Origin of the sequence: Kribbella sp. NPDC004875 (assembly GCF_042873375.1) — a bacterium.
Classification (GTDB): Bacteria; Actinomycetota; Actinomycetes; order Propionibacteriales; family Kribbellaceae; genus Kribbella.
The window spans coordinates 777,876-795,619 of record NZ_JBIALI010000002.1; the positions used below are offsets into that span (position 1 = coordinate 777,876).

The window sequence follows — 17,744 nt, forward strand, 5'->3', positions numbered from 1 at the left end:
GCCGGCCCTGGCCGTCATCGCAATCGGCCCTCGTCGGCTCAGGGGGGCTCCTAGCCGACGGGGGTCGATTACCGCGCCCAAGCTCCCCGCGCCCCTCCAACCTCCACTCACGCCCACGAGTCGTGGCGTTTGGTCCCTGCCCCGATCGGCGAGTCGTGGGTTGTGGCGTGGTTTCGTCAGCCAGGGCTCACGACTCGGCGGTGGATGGGGTTTGGAGGGGTGCTTGCTCGGTGAGTCGTGGCTCAGGTTGCGAGGGAGCGGATTTGTTCGAGGTAGGGCTTGTAGGCCGTGGTGAAGGGTTCTGTGGTGGTGATCGTGGCCGCCAGTTGGTGGCAGACCGCCTCGGCCGTCGCGACGACCTGGGGTGGGTAGCCGTAGCGGACCCGGTGGGCCTCGAACTCGTCCTCGTCCATCACGTGCACCGTGCCGTCGCGGAGCAGCCGGATATCGAGATCCAGGTCGACAGCGGTGACCGTGTCGACCCCGAACTCCGCCGGCATCGTGATGTCGCAGTAGATCGCGGTGTTGTGCGGGGTGTCGTTGAACAGCGCGCTCCACCACTGACCGTGTGGGAACAGCCGCACGCGGTGGTGGTCGATGGTGGTCCAGCTGCCGTCGGCGCGTTGGCCGCGGGTGCCGGGGACGGAGCCGACCCAGAGGCCGTATTCGTCCTCGCCGAGGCGGACCGCCTCGACCAGGCGGTGCGGCTGTCCGTCGTACTTGCGGAACAGGGTCGTCACCATCTCCATGCCGATCACCCTAGGTGAGACGCACAGCACGTCGAACCAGCGACTCCCGGGGAACGTCTTGGGGTGTGAGATTGCGCAACACCGGCGCAGCGCGCTGTCGCCCAGTTCGGATTCCGGGCGAGGCGTGCATAGACTCAAGCATTCGAGGAAGACCTGCGGGAGGAGCTCGATGGGCGTGCTGGAGACGGTTGACGGTCCGGCGGACCTGAAGAAGCTGAGTGATCAGCAGCTCACCGATCTCGCCGCGGAGATCCGGGATGTGCTGGTCGAGACCGTGAGCCGCACCGGCGGCCACCTCGGTCCGAACCTCGGGATGGTCGAGATCACGCTGGCGATGCACCGCGTGTTCGACTCGCCGCGGGACCGGCTGTTGTTCGACGTGGGTCACCAGGCGTACGTGCACAAGCTGGTGACCGGCCGCGCCCCGACGTTCGACACGCTCCGGCAGCAGGGCGGCCTGTCCGGCTACCCGAACCAGGACGAGTCCGAGCACGACATCATCGAGAACAGCCACGCCTCGACGGCACTGTCGTACGCCGACGGTCTCGCGAAGGCGTACCGGCTCCGCAAGGAGGACCGGCACGTGGTGGCGCTGATCGGTGACGGCGGCCTGACCGGCGGTATGGCCTGGGAGGCGCTGAACAACATCGCTGCCGGTGAGGACCTGAAGCTCGTCATCATCGTCAACGACAACGGCCGGTCCTACAGCGACACGGTCGGCGGCCTGGCCACGCACCTCACCAGTCTGCGCACGAACCCGCGGTACGAGAAGGTCCTCGACCTGATCAAGAAGAACCTCGGCCGGACGCCGTACGTCGGTCCGCCGATGTACGAGGTGCTGCACGGCATCAAGAAGGGCCTGAAGGACATGCTCGCCCCGCAGGGCATGTTCGAGGACCTCGGCCTGAAGTACGTCGGACCGGTGGCCGGCCACGACCGCGAGGCGATGGAGGACGCGCTGCGGTCCGCGAAGGCCTTCGGCGGACCGGTGATCGTGCACGCGGTCACCAAGAAGGGCTACGGCTACGCGGCCGCCGAGCAGGACGAGGAGGACAACTTCCACCAGGTCCGCCCGGCGAACAAGCCGCGCGGCTGGACGGATGTGTTCAGTGACGAGCTGGTGAAGATCGGCCACCGCCGCGACGATGTCGTCGCGGTCACCGCGGCGATGCTGCACCCGACCGGACTCGCCCAGTTCGCCGAGGAGTTCCCGGACCGCACGTTCGATGTCGGCATCGCGGAGCAGCATGCGGTGACCAGCGCGGCCGGTCTGGCGATCGGCGGCCTGCACCCGGTGGTCGCGATCTACGCCACGTTCCTGAACCGGGCCTTCGACCAGGTCCTGCTGGACGTCGCACTGCACAAGTGCGGTGTCACGTTCGTGCTCGACCGTGCGGGTGTCACTGGTGATGACGGCCCGAGCCACAACGGCATGTGGGACATGTCGCTGCTGCAGCTCGTCCCGGGTCTGCGGCTGGCCGCGCCCCGGGACGGCAAGCGCGTTCAGGAGCTGCTGAACGAGGCGATCGACGTGGACGACGCGCCGACGGTACTGCGCTACGCCAAGGGCGAAGTGGGTCCGGACATCGAGGCGATCGAGCGCGTCGGTGACCTCGACATCCTGAAGCGCTCCGGTGACGACGTGCTGCTGGTCGGGATCGGTTCGATGGCCGCGACCGCGATGGACGTCGCCCAGCGCCTCGAGGCGCACGGCTTCGGTGTCACCGTGGTCGACCCGCGCTGGATCAAGCCGGTCGACCCGCAGCTGGTCGAGATGGCGGCGAAGTACAAGCTGGTCGTGACGGTCGAGGACAACGGCCGTGCGGGCGGCTGCGGCACGATGATCGCGCAGGCGCTGCGGGACGCCGGGATCCAGACCCCGATCCGCGACTTCGGCATCCCGCAGCAGTTCCTGCAGCACGCCAAGCGTCCCGCCGTACTGCAGGAGATCGGTCTGACCGGTCAGGAGCTGGCTCGGGAGATCACCGAGCTGATCTCAGAGCACCACGACGATGCTCTGAACGAGCCGGACCGGGCGGGCGACCGCCCGGGCAGCGCCTAGGCCCACCGATCAGGACGCAGGGCCACCGTGGCTGAGGGAGGGCGGCACAGCCGGCACGCGGCCGTGAAGCGCCGCTCGCGGCTCTGGCCGTTCCTGCTGTCGCTGGCCCTGCTGGCGGCCGCGGTGGGCGGCGGTCTCGCGCTGCATTGGTCCAGCCGAAGCTCGGGCGGCTCCGCGGAGACCGTGACGAGCAGTCCGACGATCGACCTGGCCGCCCGGTCCGCGGCCGTCGACGTGGTGCTGAAGCGCCGCGCGCAGGCGGTCCTCACCGGCAACGAGAAGGAGTTCCTCGCCGACGTCGACCCAGCCGACACCAAGCTGGTCGCGGGCCAACGGACCCTCTTCTCGAACCTCCGGCAGTTCGGTTTCGCGAAGCTGACGTACCAGCAGTTGGCCCAGCAGTACGACGACACTCTCGCGCAGAAGTACGGCCCGACGACGTACCTGGTGGCGGTCGCGATGACCTACCAGATCAGCAACATCGACCTGGTCCCGGTTCGCGCGATGCTCGGCTACACGTTCACCCAGCGGCCGAGCGGCTCCTGGATGCTGGTCTCGGACTCCGACCTCGACAAGCGCCTTCCGCGCGGCTCGCACCAGGAGGCCTGGGACACCGGCCCGGTCCTGGTCAAGCGCGCGCCGCGGGTCCTGGTCGTCGTCGAGCAAGGCCAGGACGCCCTGGCGAACAGGCTGGTCACGATGTCGCTGAGCGCGGTCCAGGCGGTCTCGAAGAGCTGGCCCGGCGGCTGGAAGGGCTCCGGGGTGGTGATCGCGCTCGACGACAAGATCGTCCGCGGCGCCGACTACACCCAGCCGAAGAACGCCGAGGACGCCCTCGCGATGGCGACCTGGGTGTACCGCACGCTGCCCGGCGAGGTCACCGGCGCGGGGGAGCGGGCCGACTCCTACGTCGTGGTCAACCCGCACAACCGCGCCAAGGTCGACGCCCGCACGCTGGCGCACGAGTTCACGCACGTGGCGACCGCGCCGTACGGGCCGTACGCGCCGCGCTGGCTGGTCGAGGGCGCCGCGACGTACGTCGAGTTCCTGCCGATGGACGGACAGAAGGACCTCGCGCTGGGGCAGTACAAGCTGGACGTGCGGACGAAGTACCTCGCGAAGGCGAAGGCGCTGCCCTCCGACGCCACGTTCTTCGACCAGGCCGACAGCTCGTACCCGCTGTCCTGGCTGGCCCTCGACTACCTGTTCACCCGCTTCGGCGGGACCGAGGTGGGTACCTTGTACCGCGAGCTGGCTGCGCTCGGTTCGACGCAGCAGCAACGTGACCGGATCATGCTCGAGCACCTCGGAATGACCGAGACGGGACTTTTCCGGGCCCTGAAGGCTGCCGCGGCAGCATAAAACCGCGTGGGTCGAGTAGGGTGACCCGGCTACGACCATCGGGTACTCGGAGGGGATCGACCCGAAGTGAGTGCGACGCCGCCCAATTCCGGGGCACCGACCGGCCCCCGCCGCTGGCTGGGTCTGCTGGCCGCGGTGGCCCTGGTGTGTGGCGGCATCGTCTACACCGTTGAACAACGCACGCAGGACGCCCGCTCGCACCCTGTCGTCGTCCGGACCTCGACGCCCACCCCGGGGACCCCGAAGGCCACCAAGCCGTCCAAGATCGCCGCCGCGGTCGCCGCCCGCCGGATCGCCGTCGACACGATCCTGCTGCGCCGCGCCCAGGCTGTGGCGGCCGGTAACGAGCCGCTGTTCCTGGCCGACCTGGACCCGGCCAACAAGAAGCTGATCGCCGCGCAGAAGATCCTGTTCGCGAACCTGGTCGAGATGGACTTCGGCGAGCTCGGCTACAGCCAGGCCGAGGAACGGTTCGACCCCGCCGCGGTCCGGGCGCACGGCAGTACGACGTACCTGGTCCGGGTCCTGATGCGGTACCAGATCCCGAAGGTCGACTTCACCCCGGTGACGACCGAGCTCGGCTACACGTTCATCGCCCGCGGTGGGCGCTGGCTGCTCACCGATGACGACGACCTGGACGCGGACCTCGGCCCGGGCGCGCACCGGGAGGCCTGGGATCTCGGCCGGATCGAGGTGCAGCGCGGTCCACGGGTGCTCGTCGTGGTGGAGAAGGGTGACACGAAGCGTGGCCGTGCGATCGTCCGCGCCGCGGCCGAGGGGCTCGGCGAGGTCACGCGGTACTGGCCACGGAAATGGGCCGGCTCGGTGTTCGTCATCGCGCTCGACGAGACCGACGTCCGGGACGCGCGGTTCGCCGACGAGGACATCGAGTCGGCGGCGAGCACCGGTTCGACGTTCTCTTCGCTGCCCGGTCAGGACACCGCCGACGGCACGGTCGCCGGCGGCTACATCGTGATCAACCCGAACGAACGCGACCGGGTCGACGAGATCCTGCTCTCGCACGAGATCACTCACGTCGCGACCGCGGACCTCGGCGGGTACGAACCGTTGTGGCTGGCCGAAGGCTCCGCGGAGTACGTGTCCTGGCGGGGGATCGAGGCGATCAGCGGACCGGCCGAGGTCGGCAAGTGGGAGCAGGAGGTCATCGACGAGGCGCTGCCACAGCTGTCCGCGCTGCCGACCGACGCCGGCTTCTACCAGAACTCCGCGGACGTGTACGGCGTGAGCTGGCTAGCCGTCCGGTATCTGGTGCAGCGGATCGGACTCGGCAACGTCGAGGACCTGTACGAGGATCTCGCGCGCAACGGTAACGATCAGGCGGCCCGCGACCGGATTCTGCTCACCCGCACCGGTCTGACCGAGGCCACGCTGTGGAGCGCACTGGCAACATACCGGCCACAACGCTGAGTGGCGGTTTGACCTCGCGGTGTCAGAGGGGCAGTCTCGGAGGGTTCCGTCCATGTCTTGCCATGTCTTGTGAAAGGCACCGTCGAGGAGGCGCAGATGAGTCTTGTCCGGAAGAAGACGATCGAGCAATCGATCGCGGACACCGACGAGCCGGAGTACCAGCTCAAGAAACGCCTCACAGCGGTCGACCTGACCGTTTTCGGCATCGGAGTGATCATCGGTGCCGGCATCTTCACCCTGACCGGGCGCGCCGCCAAACTGTACGCCGGTCCGGGGATCGCACTGTCGTTCGTCCTGGCCGCGGTCTGCTGTGCGCTCGCCGCGCTCTGCTACGCCGAGTTCTCGTCCACCGTGCCGGTGTCCGGGTCGGCGTACACGTTCTCGTACTTCTCGCTCGGTGAGATCTTCGCCTGGATCATCGGCTGGGACCTGCTCCTCGAACTGATGCTCGGGGCAAGCGTCGTGTCGCAGGGCTGGTCGACGTACGCCAAGTTGTTCCTCGACGAGATCGGGTTGGGCTGGCCGGACTCGATCGGGCCGGACAGCCATGTGAACGTGCTGGCGATGCTGCTGGTCCTGGTGCTCGCCACGCTGGCGACGATCGGGATCAAGGAGTCGCTGCGGGTCAACCTGGTGCTGGTCGGTATCAAGCTGTTCGTGGTGCTGTTCGTGATCATCGCCGGCCTGTTCTACATCAAGAGCTCGAACCTGACGCCGTTCATCCCGCCGAGCGTTCCGTCCCCGGGTGGTGGGGTCGAGCTGACCACGCCGCTGTTCCAGGCGGTCTTCGGATTCACTCCGTCGACGTTCGGGATCATGGGTCTGGTGTCCGGCGCCTCGCTGGTGTTCTTCGCGTTCATCGGGTTCGACGTCGTCGCGACCACCGCCGAAGAGGCGAAGAACCCGCAGCGCGACCTGCCGCGCGGCATCATCGGCTCGCTGGCGATCTGCACCGTGCTGTACGTGCTGGTCTGCATCGTCATCACCGGCATGGTGAAGTACTCGGACATCAACGGCGAGGCAGCGCTCGCGGAAGCGTTCCGCTCGGTCGGCAAGGGTGGGTTCGCGACGCTGATCTCGGCCGGTGCGGTCGCCGGTCTGACCACCGTCGTCCTGACCCTGATGATCGGGGCGGCGCGGGTCGTGTTCGCGATGAGCCGTGACCACCTGATGCCGCGGCAGCTCGGCAAGACGCACCCGAAGTGGGGTACGCCGTACCGTCTCACCATCGGGATCGGTGTGGTCGTCGCGATCATCGCCGGTGTCACTCCGATCGGGAAGCTCGAGGAGATGGTGAACATCGGTACCCTCGCGGCGTTCACGCTGGTGTCGATCGCCGTACCGCTGCTGCGCAAGAGCCGGCCGGACATCGAGCGGTCCTTCCGGGTGCCGCTGAACCCGGTGATCCCGATCGTTTCGGCGATCATCTGCATCTACCTGATGCTGAACCTGTCGCTGGAGACGTGGCTGCGGTTCGCGATCTGGATGGTGCTCGGCTTCGTGATCTACGGCGTGTACGGCTACCGCAAGAGCCGCGTCGGGATCGAGCAGCGCACCGGCGAAGTGCAGAAGGCGTAACCCTGGCCCCGGGATGGTCGGCGACCGATAGGATCAGCCGACCATCCGAGGGGACAACCAATGAATCACCCGAAACGCCTGTTCGCGGGCGTTGCCGTGCTGGCGCTCGCGGCGTCCGGCGCGGTCGTCGCCGTCCACGTCCGGCGCGGCGAGGAACCACCACCGGGCCTTGGTGCGGCCGCAGTTGTCGAGGCGACGCCCAGTGCGTCACCGACTGTCGCTGACGCGGCCCGCAAACAAGCGGTCGACGCGGTACTGGCCCGGCGTTCCACCGCGGTGCTGGCCGGTGACCTGAAGGGTTTCATGGCCCCGGTCGACCCGAAGCAGACCGAGCTGGTCGCGCGGCAGCGATTGCTGTTCACGAACCTGCGGAAGTTCGGGCTCAGCTCGTTGAAGTACTTCACCGCCGACGCCTTCCGGCCGGTGCCCGGGCTGGTCGGCAAGTTCGGGCCGACGACGTTCTCGACCCGGGTGATGATGCGGTACCAGCTGTCCGGGCTGGATCCGCGGCCGGTGCAGACCGATCTCGGGTACACGTTCGTCCAGCGCGCCGGCACGTGGGTGCTGGTCGACGACACCGGCACCGACGAGAACCTGAGCCAGGACGGGCACCGCCAACCATGGGACTTCGACGAGGTCCAGGTGGTACGCCGGGGTTCGGTCGTGGTCGTGGTGGACAAGCGGGAGGCGAGTCTCGGTACGAAGGTCGCGCAGGTCGCCGAGAAGGCCGTGAAGTCGGTCCGCAAACACTGGGCGCGGCCGTGGAACGGCGCCGTACTCGTGGTCGCGATGCCGCAGGAGCGGGTGATGTCGACGCTCTGGACCGCGGGCAGCGGCGACGGGTGGACGATCGCGGCGAAGGCGGTGACGCTGTTCGAGGGGGAGCAGCTCGGGAAGCCGGCCGGGCGTCCGATCGGGAGCCGGATCGTGGTGAACCCGGCGCTGCGCAAGCGACTCGACAAGGACCTGCTGGTCCATGAAATGACGCACGTGGCGACCGCGACGCTGGGGTTGAACGCGCCGATCTGGGCGGTCGAAGGACTGGCGGAGTACGTCCGCTGCCGGGCGATCGAGGACGATCCGCACTGGACCGTCGACCCGTACCGCAAGCGCGTCAAGTCGCAGTACCTCGCGAAGCTGACCACGCTGCCCGATCAGTCCGTCTTCGCAGCCGACGCGGACCGCGCCTACGGCACCAGTTGGTGGATCACCGAATACCTCGCCGACAAACTGGGCGAGAAGAAACTGGCCACCCTCTACACCGACCTCTCGGTCCACGGCGAGTCAGTCCTGAAGAAAGACACCGGCCTGACCGCCACCCAAATCGCGGCCGGCGCCAAGAAGTTCAAAGGCTGAACGCCGATTCAGGTGGTGAGGTTGCTGGGGGCCGGAGCAGGCTTCCGGCTCTGCACCGACCCCCAGCGGTTCAGGCGAGGCTCGCGACGCCCTTGGGGAGGAAGCGGGTGCCGTTGACCTTTTCGGATACGCCGGTGCGATCGAGGTACGGGGTGATGCCGCCGAGGTGGAAGGGCCAGCCGGCGCCGAGGAGGAGGCACAGGTCGATGTCCTGGGCCTCGGCGACCACGCCCTCGTCGAGCATGATCTTGATCTCCTCGGCGAGTGCGGTCAGCACCCGGGTGCGGAGCTCGTCGGCGGTGGACGGCTTGTCGCCGACCGTCACCAGCGCCTCGACCTCCGGGTCCACGACCGGCTTGCCCTCCGGCCACACGTAGAACGAACTCTTGCCCGCAGCAACAACCTTCGCGAGGTTCTCCGACACCGCGAACCGCTCCGGGTACGCCCGGTTCATCGTCTCCGCGACATGCAGCGCGACCGGCAGGCCGACCAGCTGCAGCAGCACGAACGGCGGCATCGGCAGTCCGAGCGCCGACAACGCCTTGTCTGCTTCGAGGATCGGCGTACCCTCGTCGACCGCCGCGCTGACCTCACCGAGGAAACGGGTCAGCAGCCGGTTCACCACGAACGCCGGCGCGTCCTTCACCAGCACGCACGACTTCTTCAGCTTCTTGCCGACCGCGAACGCCGTCGCCAACGACTCGTCGTCAGTACGGTCCGCACGGATGATCTCCAGCAGCGGCAGCACCGCGACCGGGTTGAAGAAGTGGAACCCGACGACCCGCTCCGGGTGCTCCAGATCGGCCGCCATCTCGGTCACCGACAACGACGACGTGTTGGTGGCGAGGATCGCGTCCGGCCGGATGATCTTCTCCAGGTCGGCGAAGATCGTCTTCTTCAGCTGTAGTTCCTCGAACACGGCCTCGATCACGAAGTCCGCGTCCGCGAACACGCCCTTGTCCACCGACCCGGTGACGAGCGCCTTCAGCTGGTTCGCCTTGTCCGGACGGATCCGGCCCTTGCCGAGCAGCTTGTCGATCTCACCGTGCACGTAGCCGACGCCCCGGTCGACGCGCTCCTGGTCCAGGTCGGTCAGTACGACGGGTACCTCGAGCCGCCGCGCGAACAGCAGCGCCAACTGACCCGCCATCAGACCAGCACCAACCACACCGACCTTGTTGACCGGCCGCGCCAGCGACTTGTCCGGCGCACCGGCCGGCCGCTTGGCCCGCTTGTTCACCAGATCGAACGCGTACAGCCCGCTGCGCAGCTCCTCGCTCATGATCAGGTCGGCGAGCGCCTCGTCCTCGGCGGCGAACCCACGGTCCCGGTCGTTGTCGCGAGCCGCGGCGATCAGGTCCAGGGCCCGGTACGGCGCCGGCGCCGCACCACTCACCTTGACGTCGGCGAAAGCCTTGCCCCGGGCAACGGCCGCGTCCCACGCCTCGCCCCGGTCGATCTCCGGCCGCTCGACGGTGATCTCACCGGTCAGCACCTTCGAGGCCCACAGCAGCGACTGCTCGAGGAAGTCCGCCGACTCCAGCAGTACGTCGCCGATCCCGAGCTTCACCGCCTCCGGGCCACTGAGCATCTTGTTCTGGTTCAGCGCGTTCTCGACGATGACCTTGACGGCGTTGTCGGCACCGATCAGGTTCGGCAGCAAGAAGTTGCCGCCCCAGCCCGGGAGGAGCCCGAGGAAGACCTCCGGCGTCGACAGCATCCCGGCCGCGACCGACACGGTCCGGTATGTCGCATGCAGCGCGACCTCGAGACCACCGCCGAGCGCCACACCGTTCACGAACCCGAACGACGGCTTGCCACCGTCGACGAGCTTCCGCATCACGCCGTGCCCGATCCTGCCGAGCGCCAGCGCCTGCTCCCGATCGGTCAGCTTCGGTACGCCGGTCAGGTCGGCGCCCGCGGCCAGGATGAACGGCTTGCCGGTGACCCCGATCGCGACGATCTCGTCCCGCGCCAGCGCGGCGTCGATGGCCGCGTTCAGCGACCCGAGACCCTTCGGCCCGAAGGTGTTCGGCTTGGTGTGGTCGTGTCCGTTGTCCAGCGTGATGAGCGCCATCAGGCCGGCCTTGTTCGGGAGGACGACGTCCCGCGAGTGCGCGACCGTGACGACCTCGTCGGCCGACAGCGCAGCGGCCGAGTCGATCAGTTCCTGCAGGCTCATGCCTTCGCACCTTCCCAGTTCGGGTTCTCCCAGATGACCGTGCCGCCCATGCCGAGGCCGACGCACATGGTGGTGAGGCCGTAGCGGACCTCGGGGCGCTGCTCGAACTGCTTGGCCAGCTGGTTCATCAGCCGCACCCCGGACGAGGCCAGCGGGTGGCCGTAGGCGATCGCGCCGCCGTACGGGTTGACCCGCGGGTCGTCGTCGGCGATGCCGTAGTGCTCGAGGAACGCCAGCACCTGGACGGCGAACGCCTCGTTCACCTCGAAGGCCTGGATGTCGTCGATGGTCAGCCCGGCCAGCTTCAGCGCCTTCTCGGTCGCCGGCACCGGGCCGACCCCCATCACCTCGGGCTCGACACCGGCGAAGCCGTACGAAACAAGCTTCATCTTCGGCGTGAGTCCGAGCTCCTCGGCGGCCTCGGCGGAGGTGAGTACGCAGGCGGTCGCGCCGTCGTTGATGCCGGCCGAGTTGCCGGCCGTCACCCGGCCGTGCGGGCGGAACGGAGTCTTCAGCGTGGCGAGGTCCTCGACCGTGGTGCCCGGCCGCATCGGCTCGTCGGCGGTCGCGTAGCCCCAGCCCTGCTCGGCCGACCGGGTCGCGATCGGGACCAGGTCCGGCTGGATGAGGTCGTTGGCGTAGGCCTTCGCGGCCTTCTCCTGGGAGGCGGCCGCGAACGCGTCGGCGCGCTGCTTGGTGATCCCCGGGAACCGGTCGTGCAGGTTCTCGGCGGTGGAGCCCATCACCAGCGCGGAGGTGTCGACCAGCTTCTCGCTGATGATCCGCGGGTTCGGGTCGACGCCCTCGCCCATCGGGTGCCGGCCCATGTGCTCGACACCGCCGGCCACCACCACGTCGTACGCGCCGAAGGCGATGCCCGCGGCGGTGGTCGTGACGGCGGTCATCGCGCCGGCGCACATCCGGTCGATGGCGTAGCCGGGCGTGGTGTTCGGCAGGCCGGCCAGCAGGGCCGCGGTCCGTCCGATGGTCAGGCCCTGGTCGCCGATCTGGGTGGTGGCCGCGATCGCGACCTCGTCCACCCGCTCCGGGGGGAGACCCGGGTTCCGCCGCAGCAGCTCCCGGATGCACTTGATCACCAGGTCGTCGGCGCGGGTCTCGGCGTACTGGCCCTTGGCCTTGCCGAACGGGGTGCGAACGCCGTCGACGAACACGACATCGCGGATCTCACGGGGCACGGGGGCCCTCCTCTGGGGTCGGGAAAGCTACCCCGATGCTACCCGTGGGTAACAGAACCACCAAAGAAGGGGTGGTTGTGGATCCGCTCACAGAGAATGTCTGAGTGCTAACTCAGCCGTTACCCGTGGCGAACGGCGCGGTTTGGGCGCATGCTGAAGGTCAAGGTCCGCGTTACTGGAGTTGTTCCATGAACAATTTTGATCTGGCCGTACCGGTCCTGAGCCGGGGGAAACATCGCAATCCGCGCAAGGGCGCGTGCTTCATGGAGTTCGCCTCGTATCTGGCCGGCGAACCCTGGTCGGACCATCCGGCCTGCACCCACCCGCTGCTCGCAGGGGTCGCGCGCGACGTCAACGACTGCACGACGGACTCCGGGCGGTCCAGGCTCGCTCCGTTGATCCCGTCGGTGATCGGGCTGACGCCTGACGACCCACACGTCGTACCGCGGGTGACGGCGCGCTGCATTCAGCATGCGTTGCCGATCGTCTCGCAGGAGCGCCAGTACATCCTGGCCGTCGCGTTGCTGGTGGGGGAGAAGCAACTGGCGGCGCTGGACGGGCGCCCGTACGACGACATCCAGCCGGACTCACTCGCGGTGCTGCAAGCGGTGCCGTCGGCGACCAAGTGGGCACGCTCGTTCACCGGCCGGGCCCGCCGGGCGGCGCCGGACTTCGCCCGCCGCACCGCGCCGCGCGCGGTGTCCTGCGCGGTCGAGGGCATCTCACAAGCCTGCGTGCCCGATCCGGACGACCGGTTGTACAAGCTGCTCGTCGACGCGATCGCGGAGACGAAGGCCTGGATGCCGGCACCCGAACCGAAGCCGGTCGCTCCCGAGGTCGTACGCTTCACAGTGTGACGTTGGAGATCGATACCGGTTCAGGTTTGATACCAGTCCACGAGTGGGGAGCCGCCGGCAGCGAGGCGCCGGGAGTTCTGCTCCTGCAGGAGATCTTCGGCGTCTCCGACTACATCGCACGACGCGCGGCGGATCTGCACGCCCTCGGGTACTACGTGATCGCGCCGGAGATCTACTGGCGCCTGGACGACACTGAGCTCGACGAGTCCTCCCCGGAGTTGCTCTCGCGGGCGATGAGCATCGTCGGTCGCCTCGACTGGGGCCAGGCCGTGAACGATGCCATCGCTGCGCTGGAGTACCTCAAGGCGCGCGACAAGGGCACCGCGGTCGTCGGCTTCTGCTTCGGCGGCGGGCTGGGTTTCAACGTCGCCGCCGAGTCGTCCCCGGACGTGCTGGTGAGCTACTACGGCTCCGCGCTGCCCGGCCTTCTCGAGCTCGCACCGCAGGTCACCGCGGCGAGCCTGCACCACTTCGGCAACACCGATGCGTACCTCGACGTGGACGCGATCGTGCCCGCGCTGGGCTCCGCCGAGGTGCACCGGTACGACGGTGCCGGTCACGCGTTCGACAACCCGCTGCCGATGTTCCACCACGCCGAGGCGTCCGCGCTGGCGTGGCGCCGTACCGAAGACTTCCTCACCCGTCACCTCCCAACCTCCCAAGGACGAGCATGAGCCTGTACGACATCCCGCTGACCACCCTGTCCGGTGCGCCGACGTCGCTCGCCGAGTACAAGGGCAAGGCGGTTCTCGTTGTGAACGTGGCGTCGAAGTGCGGGCTGACGCCGCAGTACGAGGGCCTGGAGAACCTGCAGAAGAAGTACGAGGCCCGCGGCTTCACCGTGCTCGGTGCGCCGTGCAACCAGTTCGGCGGACAGGAGCCGGGGTCCGCCGAGGAGATCGAGACCTTCTGCTCGACGACGTACGGCGTCACGTTCCCGATGCTGGACAAGCTCGAGGTGAACGGTGACGGCCGGCACCCGCTGTACTCCGAGCTGACGCTGACACCGGACGCGGACGGCGAGGCCGGTGACATCCAGTGGAACTTCGAGAAGTTCCTGATCGGCACCGACGGCACGGTCGCGGCCCGGTTCCGTCCGCGCACCGAGCCGGAGTCCGACGAGGTCGTCACCGCGATCGAGGCGCAGCTCCCCGCGTAGTCCTGTAGGGACCGTCCCCCGTCGTGTCTCCGCGGCGGGGGATTCTTTTCGCGATCCATTGCAAGAAGTCTTTCGAAAGAGTACTTTCCATGCATGCCGATCCCGCATCGCCGCCTCAGCGACCCGCGTGAACTCAATGCCCTGGCCCATCCGGTGCGGATGGCGATCGTCGAGCTGCTGTCGATCAGCGGGCCGCTGACCGCGACCGAGCTGGCCGACCGGCTCGACGAGACGCCGGCGAACTGCTCGTGGCACCTGCGGAAGCTGGCGCAGCACGGGTTCGTCGTGGAGGCCGAGGGCGGCAAGGGCCGGCAGCGGCCGTGGAAGGTGCCCGGTCTCGGGTTCCGCTGGGACGACGAGCTCGCGTCGAGCTCGATCGAGGAACGGCGGGCGGCGCAGGCGCTGTCCGAGGTGATGATGGGCCGTGCGACGGACCGGCTCCGGGAGGCCCAGCAGCGCGCACCGGAGGAGTCCGAGCAATGGCGGGCGGCGCAGAACAGCACCGAGATGGTCGCCTGGCTGACCGCGGACGAGCTCAAGGAGATGAACGAGGCGATCGCGACGGTGCTCGAACGTCACCTCGACCGGCTGACCGACCCGGCGCAGCGGCCGGCGGGCGCGCGACTCTGCGAGTTCGTCTCCTGGGGCGTCCCGGCGTACTTCCCGGGAGTCGATCCGGCATGAGGAAGCTGTTCGCGCAGCCCGGGTTTCCGCGCCTGTTCGGCGGGTTGAGTACGTCGATGCTCGGCGACTCGGTGATGCTGCTGGTGCTGAGCATGTGGGTGAAGACACTCACCGGCTCCAACGCGCTCGCCGGACTGACGTTCTTCTTCATGGTGCTGCCCGCGCTCGGTGCGCCGCTGTTCGGCCTCTGGGTCGACCGGCTGCCCCGCAAGGCGATCTTGGTCTGGGGCAATGTCGCCAGCGCCCTCGCCGTACTCCCGCTCGTGCTCGTCCGCGACGCGGGCGACGTCTGGCTGATCTGGGTGGTCGCCTTCCTGTACGGCGTCTCCTTCGTAGTACTGCCCGCGGCGGTCAACGGCCTGCTCAAGGAACTGCTGCCGGACGAGCTGCTCGTCGACGCGAACTCCAGCCTGGCCACGATCAAGGAGGGCTACCGGCTGTTCGGCCCGCTGGTCGGCGCCGCGGTCTTCGCGACCGCGGGCGGCTGGCTGGTGGCGGTCATCGACGCGACGACATTCGCGATCGCCAGTCTGCTGATCGCGACCCTCAAGGTCTCAGAGTCTCCGGCTCCGGCCAAGAGCACCTTCCGCGACGACGTGCTCGGCGGGGTCCGCTTCCTGCTCAACGACCGGGTACTGCGGCATGTGCTCGCCGGTCTCGCGATCTCGATCCTGGTGATCGGCTTCTTCGAGTCGTCGATCTACGCGCTGCTGGACGCCTTCGGCAAGCCGCCGACGTTCTCGGGCGTCTTCGTCACGTGTCAGGGCGTCGGCGCCATCGCCGGCGGTCTCACCGCGAGCCGCGCCGTACGCCGTCTTGGCGAGGTGGCCGTCTGCGCTGCGGGTCTGACGGCGCTGGCCGTGGCGACTGTGGTCTGTATCGCCGCGCCCACCATCGCCGTGGTGCTCGTCGGCGCGGCCATCTGCGGCGTCGGGCTGCCGTGGACGTTCATCTCGTTCACGACGCTGATGCAGCGGCGCTCGCCGGGCCATCTGATCGGCCGCGTGTCGACGGCGGTCGAGGTCCTCGTGTCGACCCCGCAGGCGATCTCACTGGCGCTGGGCAGCCTGCTGGTCAGCCTGCTCAGCTACCGCCAGATCTTCGCGATCATCGCGGTGGTGATCCTGCTCGGCGCACTCCAGATCGTGCTCACCCTCCGAGATCAGCTGGGGCTGAGACCGGATCCGGGGACCGGAGACCAGTTATTACCGGTCTCCACCGACGACAACGTGTCGCAACCCACCGGAAGTGCGCCGAGCTAGTCGAGCGGCTTGGCGGGGGCCTCGGAGGACATGGCGTCGGTCAGGACCTCCGCGGTCAGGCCGATCTGCCAGGGGCGGGCGTGGTGGTCGCGGAGGAACGTCGTGACGACCTCGAGCGAGAGGTCTTTCGGCGGTGACCAGGCGAGCCGCCGGATCGTGTCCGGGGCCAGCAGGTTCTCGGTCGGCAGGCGGTGCGCCTCGGCGATCTCGGCGACCGCGGCTCGAGCGGCCGACAGGCGGGCAGCCGCGTCCGGGTCACGGTCGGCCCAAGCGCGGGCCGGCGGCGGGCCGTCGTACCGCGGTCCTTGTTTGGGGAGCTCGGAGTCGGGGAGCCGGCGGGCATGGTCGACGGCCTCCCACCAGGTGCGCATGTGCCGGTGCGCGCCGCGGCCCTTGAACGCGGTGAGCTTCTGCAGCGCGTCCCGGTCGGTCGGCATCGCGGAGGCCGCTTCCACGATCGCGGCGTCCGGCAGCACCCGGCCGGGGGAGATGTCGGCGGATTCGGCGATCTGGTCCCGGGCCTCCCACAGCGCCCGGACCACGGCGAGGCTGCGACGGTTGCGGACCCGGTGCATACCCGACGTACGGCGCCACGGGTCCGGCTTCGGCTCCCGCGGGGGAGCGTCCAGGATCGCGGCGAACTCCTGCTCGGCCCACTCCCACTTGCCCGCTTGGCGCAGCTCCTGCTCGATCGCGTTCCGCAGCTCGATCAGCATCTCGACGTCCAGGGCGGCGTACGTCAACCAGGGCGCGGGCAGTGGCCGGGTCGACCAGTCGGCCGCCGAGTGCTCCTTGCGCATCCGGTAGCCGAGTACTTCGCTCACCAGCGAGGCGAGCCCGACCTTGGGGTACCCGAGCAGGCGGCCGGCCAGCTCGGTGTCGAACACCTGCCGCGGCACCATCCCGACCTCGGCCAGGCAGGCCAGATCCTGGTTCGCGGCGTGGATGATCCACTCGGTGTCGACGATCGCGTCACCGAGTGCGGACAGGTCGCCGAACGGGATCGGGTCCACCAGTGCGGACCCGGAGCCCTCGCGGCGCAGTTGCACCAGGTACGCGCGGTGCGAGTAGCGGTAGCCGGACGCGCGCTCGGCGTCCACGGCCACCGGCCCGCTGCCGGACCGGAACGCCTCGACGATGCGGCTCAGCGCCGGATCGGTGTCGATCACCTCCGACAGCCCGTCCCGCAGTTCCAGGAGCGGAAGGCTCGCGGTCGGGTCGTCCGGTGTCGACGGCTGGGTCTCTACCGGGCTCATCGGCCCCGCTGTCCACGCCGGGTCGGCATCGCGACCACCCCCGGCGGCACCGGCGGCAGTCCGGCCGCCGTGCAGAGCACCTCACCCCAGGCCTCCGCGTGCCCGGTCACGTCCACCAGGCCACCAGGCCCCGGCACGGGACTCCAGGACGCACGGATCTCGATCTCCGCCGTCGCGTCGTCGTCGGCCATTCCGCCGAAGCTCTCGGATACCACCCTGGTGACGGTACCGCTCGGCGCCAGGAACTCGGCACCCCGGTCGGCCAGAGCCTCCATCAGCCAGGTCCAGCCCACGCCACCGAGCAGCGCGTCGGTCACCATCTCCGGTTCGACGGCGGCGCGCACGTATGCGACACAGCGGAAGGTCGACTGCCAGGCGTCGTTCCCGGCCGGGTCGTAGAGGATGACGAGCCGGCCGGTGGCGACATCGTCGCCGTCGACCGTCACGTCGGCGCTGACCGCGGCCGCATGCGGTGCGATCCGCTGCGGTGCGGGCATCTCCTCGACGAAAACCTCGGGCCGGAACCGGGCAGCTCGTAATTGCGAGACTGCTTCGGCGAACTCCGCGGGTGGCGCGTCGACCTGCTTGCGGGCACCCATATCGGCAGCCTACG

Annotated in this window: 15 protein-coding genes; 10 read left to right on the top strand and 5 right to left on the bottom strand. The window is 68.8% G+C overall.

Annotation, left to right across the window (positions count from 1 at the left end; translation table 11 throughout):
- Positions 1–242 precede the first annotated feature (242 nt).
- Positions 243–749, bottom strand: a complete 507-nt coding sequence (locus ACFYRH_RS14750; protein ID WP_387773822.1) for a DUF402 domain-containing protein — start codon at positions 747–749, stop codon at positions 243–245.
- 169 nt (positions 750–918) lie between these two features.
- Here ACFYRH_RS14750 and dxs point away from each other — a divergent pair, with 169 nt between their 5' ends.
- From dxs to ACFYRH_RS14775, 5 genes are all read left to right on the top strand, one after another.
- Positions 919–2,811: a 1-deoxy-D-xylulose-5-phosphate synthase gene (gene dxs, locus ACFYRH_RS14755; RefSeq protein ID WP_387773825.1), complete on the top strand. Its 1,893-nt coding sequence runs from the start codon at positions 919–921 to the stop codon at positions 2,809–2,811.
- A 27-nt stretch (positions 2,812–2,838) separates the two neighbouring features.
- The gene (locus tag ACFYRH_RS14760) at positions 2,839–4,173 is read left to right on the top strand and encodes a hypothetical protein (protein ID WP_387773828.1); all 1,335 of its coding nucleotides are present in this window, start codon (positions 2,839–2,841) and stop codon (positions 4,171–4,173) included.
- Positions 4,174–4,239: 66 nt separating this feature from the next.
- Positions 4,240–5,601, top strand: a complete 1,362-nt coding sequence (locus ACFYRH_RS14765) for a hypothetical protein (RefSeq protein WP_387773831.1) — start codon at positions 4,240–4,242, stop codon at positions 5,599–5,601.
- Positions 5,602–5,697: 96 nt separating this feature from the next.
- Positions 5,698–7,179: an APC family permease gene (locus ACFYRH_RS14770; RefSeq protein WP_387773834.1), complete on the top strand. Its 1,482-nt coding sequence runs from the start codon at positions 5,698–5,700 to the stop codon at positions 7,177–7,179.
- A 60-nt stretch (positions 7,180–7,239) separates the two neighbouring features.
- Positions 7,240–8,535: a hypothetical protein gene (locus tag ACFYRH_RS14775; protein WP_387773837.1), complete on the top strand. Its 1,296-nt coding sequence runs from the start codon at positions 7,240–7,242 to the stop codon at positions 8,533–8,535.
- 70 nt (positions 8,536–8,605) lie between these two features.
- Here ACFYRH_RS14775 and ACFYRH_RS14780 read toward each other — a convergent pair whose 3' ends face one another.
- Positions 8,606–10,717, bottom strand: a complete 2,112-nt coding sequence (locus ACFYRH_RS14780) for a 3-hydroxyacyl-CoA dehydrogenase NAD-binding domain-containing protein (RefSeq protein ID WP_387773840.1) — start codon at positions 10,715–10,717, stop codon at positions 8,606–8,608.
- Positions 10,714–11,913 carry a thiolase family protein gene (locus ACFYRH_RS14785; protein ID WP_387773843.1) on the bottom strand — a complete coding sequence of 400 codons (1,200 nt, stop codon included), beginning with the start codon at positions 11,911–11,913 and terminating at the stop codon, positions 10,714–10,716. The genes ACFYRH_RS14780 and ACFYRH_RS14785 overlap by 4 nt, the downstream gene beginning before the upstream one ends.
- A 188-nt stretch (positions 11,914–12,101) precedes the next feature.
- On the opposite strand from ACFYRH_RS14785, the gene ACFYRH_RS14790 reads away from it, so the two are divergent.
- The 5 genes from ACFYRH_RS14790 (at position 12,102) to ACFYRH_RS14810 (ending at position 15,875) form a co-directional block, all read left to right on the top strand.
- The gene (locus tag ACFYRH_RS14790; RefSeq protein ID WP_387773846.1) at positions 12,102–12,770 is read left to right on the top strand and encodes a hypothetical protein; all 669 of its coding nucleotides are present in this window, start codon (positions 12,102–12,104) and stop codon (positions 12,768–12,770) included.
- Entirely contained in the window at positions 12,767–13,444 is a 678-nt protein-coding gene (locus ACFYRH_RS14795) for a dienelactone hydrolase family protein (RefSeq protein WP_387773849.1), read from the top strand. The genes ACFYRH_RS14790 and ACFYRH_RS14795 overlap by 4 nt, the downstream gene beginning before the upstream one ends.
- Positions 13,441–13,929 carry a glutathione peroxidase gene (locus tag ACFYRH_RS14800; RefSeq protein WP_387773852.1) on the top strand — a complete coding sequence of 163 codons (489 nt, stop codon included), beginning with the start codon at positions 13,441–13,443 and terminating at the stop codon, positions 13,927–13,929. Before ACFYRH_RS14795 ends, ACFYRH_RS14800 begins: the two co-directional genes overlap by 4 nt.
- Before the next feature lie 93 nt (positions 13,930–14,022).
- Positions 14,023–14,613 (top strand): winged helix-turn-helix domain-containing protein, encoded by a 591-nt coding sequence (locus ACFYRH_RS14805; protein ID WP_387773855.1) that lies wholly within the window; start codon positions 14,023–14,025, stop codon positions 14,611–14,613.
- Positions 14,610–15,875: an MFS transporter gene (locus ACFYRH_RS14810; RefSeq protein WP_387773858.1), complete on the top strand. Its 1,266-nt coding sequence runs from the start codon at positions 14,610–14,612 to the stop codon at positions 15,873–15,875. The genes ACFYRH_RS14805 and ACFYRH_RS14810 overlap by 4 nt, the downstream gene beginning before the upstream one ends.
- Here ACFYRH_RS14810 and ACFYRH_RS14815 read toward each other — a convergent pair.
- Positions 15,872–17,131: an HRDC domain-containing protein gene (locus tag ACFYRH_RS14815; protein ID WP_387773861.1), complete on the bottom strand. Its 1,260-nt coding sequence runs from the start codon at positions 17,129–17,131 to the stop codon at positions 15,872–15,874. The genes ACFYRH_RS14810 and ACFYRH_RS14815 overlap by 4 nt on opposite strands.
- Complete coding sequence (locus ACFYRH_RS14820; protein WP_387773864.1) at positions 17,128–17,730, bottom strand: DUF3000 domain-containing protein; 603 nt, start codon at positions 17,728–17,730, stop codon at positions 17,128–17,130. The genes ACFYRH_RS14815 and ACFYRH_RS14820 overlap by 4 nt, the downstream gene beginning before the upstream one ends.
- Positions 17,731–17,744 lie beyond the last annotated feature (14 nt).

Bases quoted from the DNA above. Each gene is read 5' to 3' on its own strand.
- ACFYRH_RS14770 (WP_387773834.1), top strand. From the start codon at position 5,698: ATGAGTCTTGTCCGGAAGAAGACGATCGAGCAATCGATCGCGGACACC.
- ACFYRH_RS14805 (WP_387773855.1), top strand. From the start codon at position 14,023: ATGCCGATCCCGCATCGCCGCCTCAGCGACCCGCGTGAACTCAATGCC.
- ACFYRH_RS14810 (WP_387773858.1), top strand. From the start codon at position 14,610: ATGAGGAAGCTGTTCGCGCAGCCCGGGTTTCCGCGCCTGTTCGGCGGG.
- ACFYRH_RS14780 (WP_387773840.1), bottom strand. From the start codon at position 10,717: ATGAGCCTGCAGGAACTGATCGACTCGGCCGCTGCGCTGTCGGCCGAC.
- ACFYRH_RS14790 (WP_387773846.1), top strand. From the start codon at position 12,102: ATGAACAATTTTGATCTGGCCGTACCGGTCCTGAGCCGGGGGAAACAT.
- ACFYRH_RS14800 (WP_387773852.1), top strand. From the start codon at position 13,441: ATGAGCCTGTACGACATCCCGCTGACCACCCTGTCCGGTGCGCCGACG.
- ACFYRH_RS14815 (WP_387773861.1), bottom strand. From the start codon at position 17,131: ATGAGCCCGGTAGAGACCCAGCCGTCGACACCGGACGACCCGACCGCG.
- ACFYRH_RS14750 (WP_387773822.1), bottom strand. From the start codon at position 749: ATGGAGATGGTGACGACCCTGTTCCGCAAGTACGACGGACAGCCGCAC.
- ACFYRH_RS14775 (WP_387773837.1), top strand. From the start codon at position 7,240: ATGAATCACCCGAAACGCCTGTTCGCGGGCGTTGCCGTGCTGGCGCTC.
- dxs (WP_387773825.1), top strand. From the start codon at position 919: ATGGGCGTGCTGGAGACGGTTGACGGTCCGGCGGACCTGAAGAAGCTG.
- ACFYRH_RS14820 (WP_387773864.1), bottom strand. From the start codon at position 17,730: ATGGGTGCCCGCAAGCAGGTCGACGCGCCACCCGCGGAGTTCGCCGAA.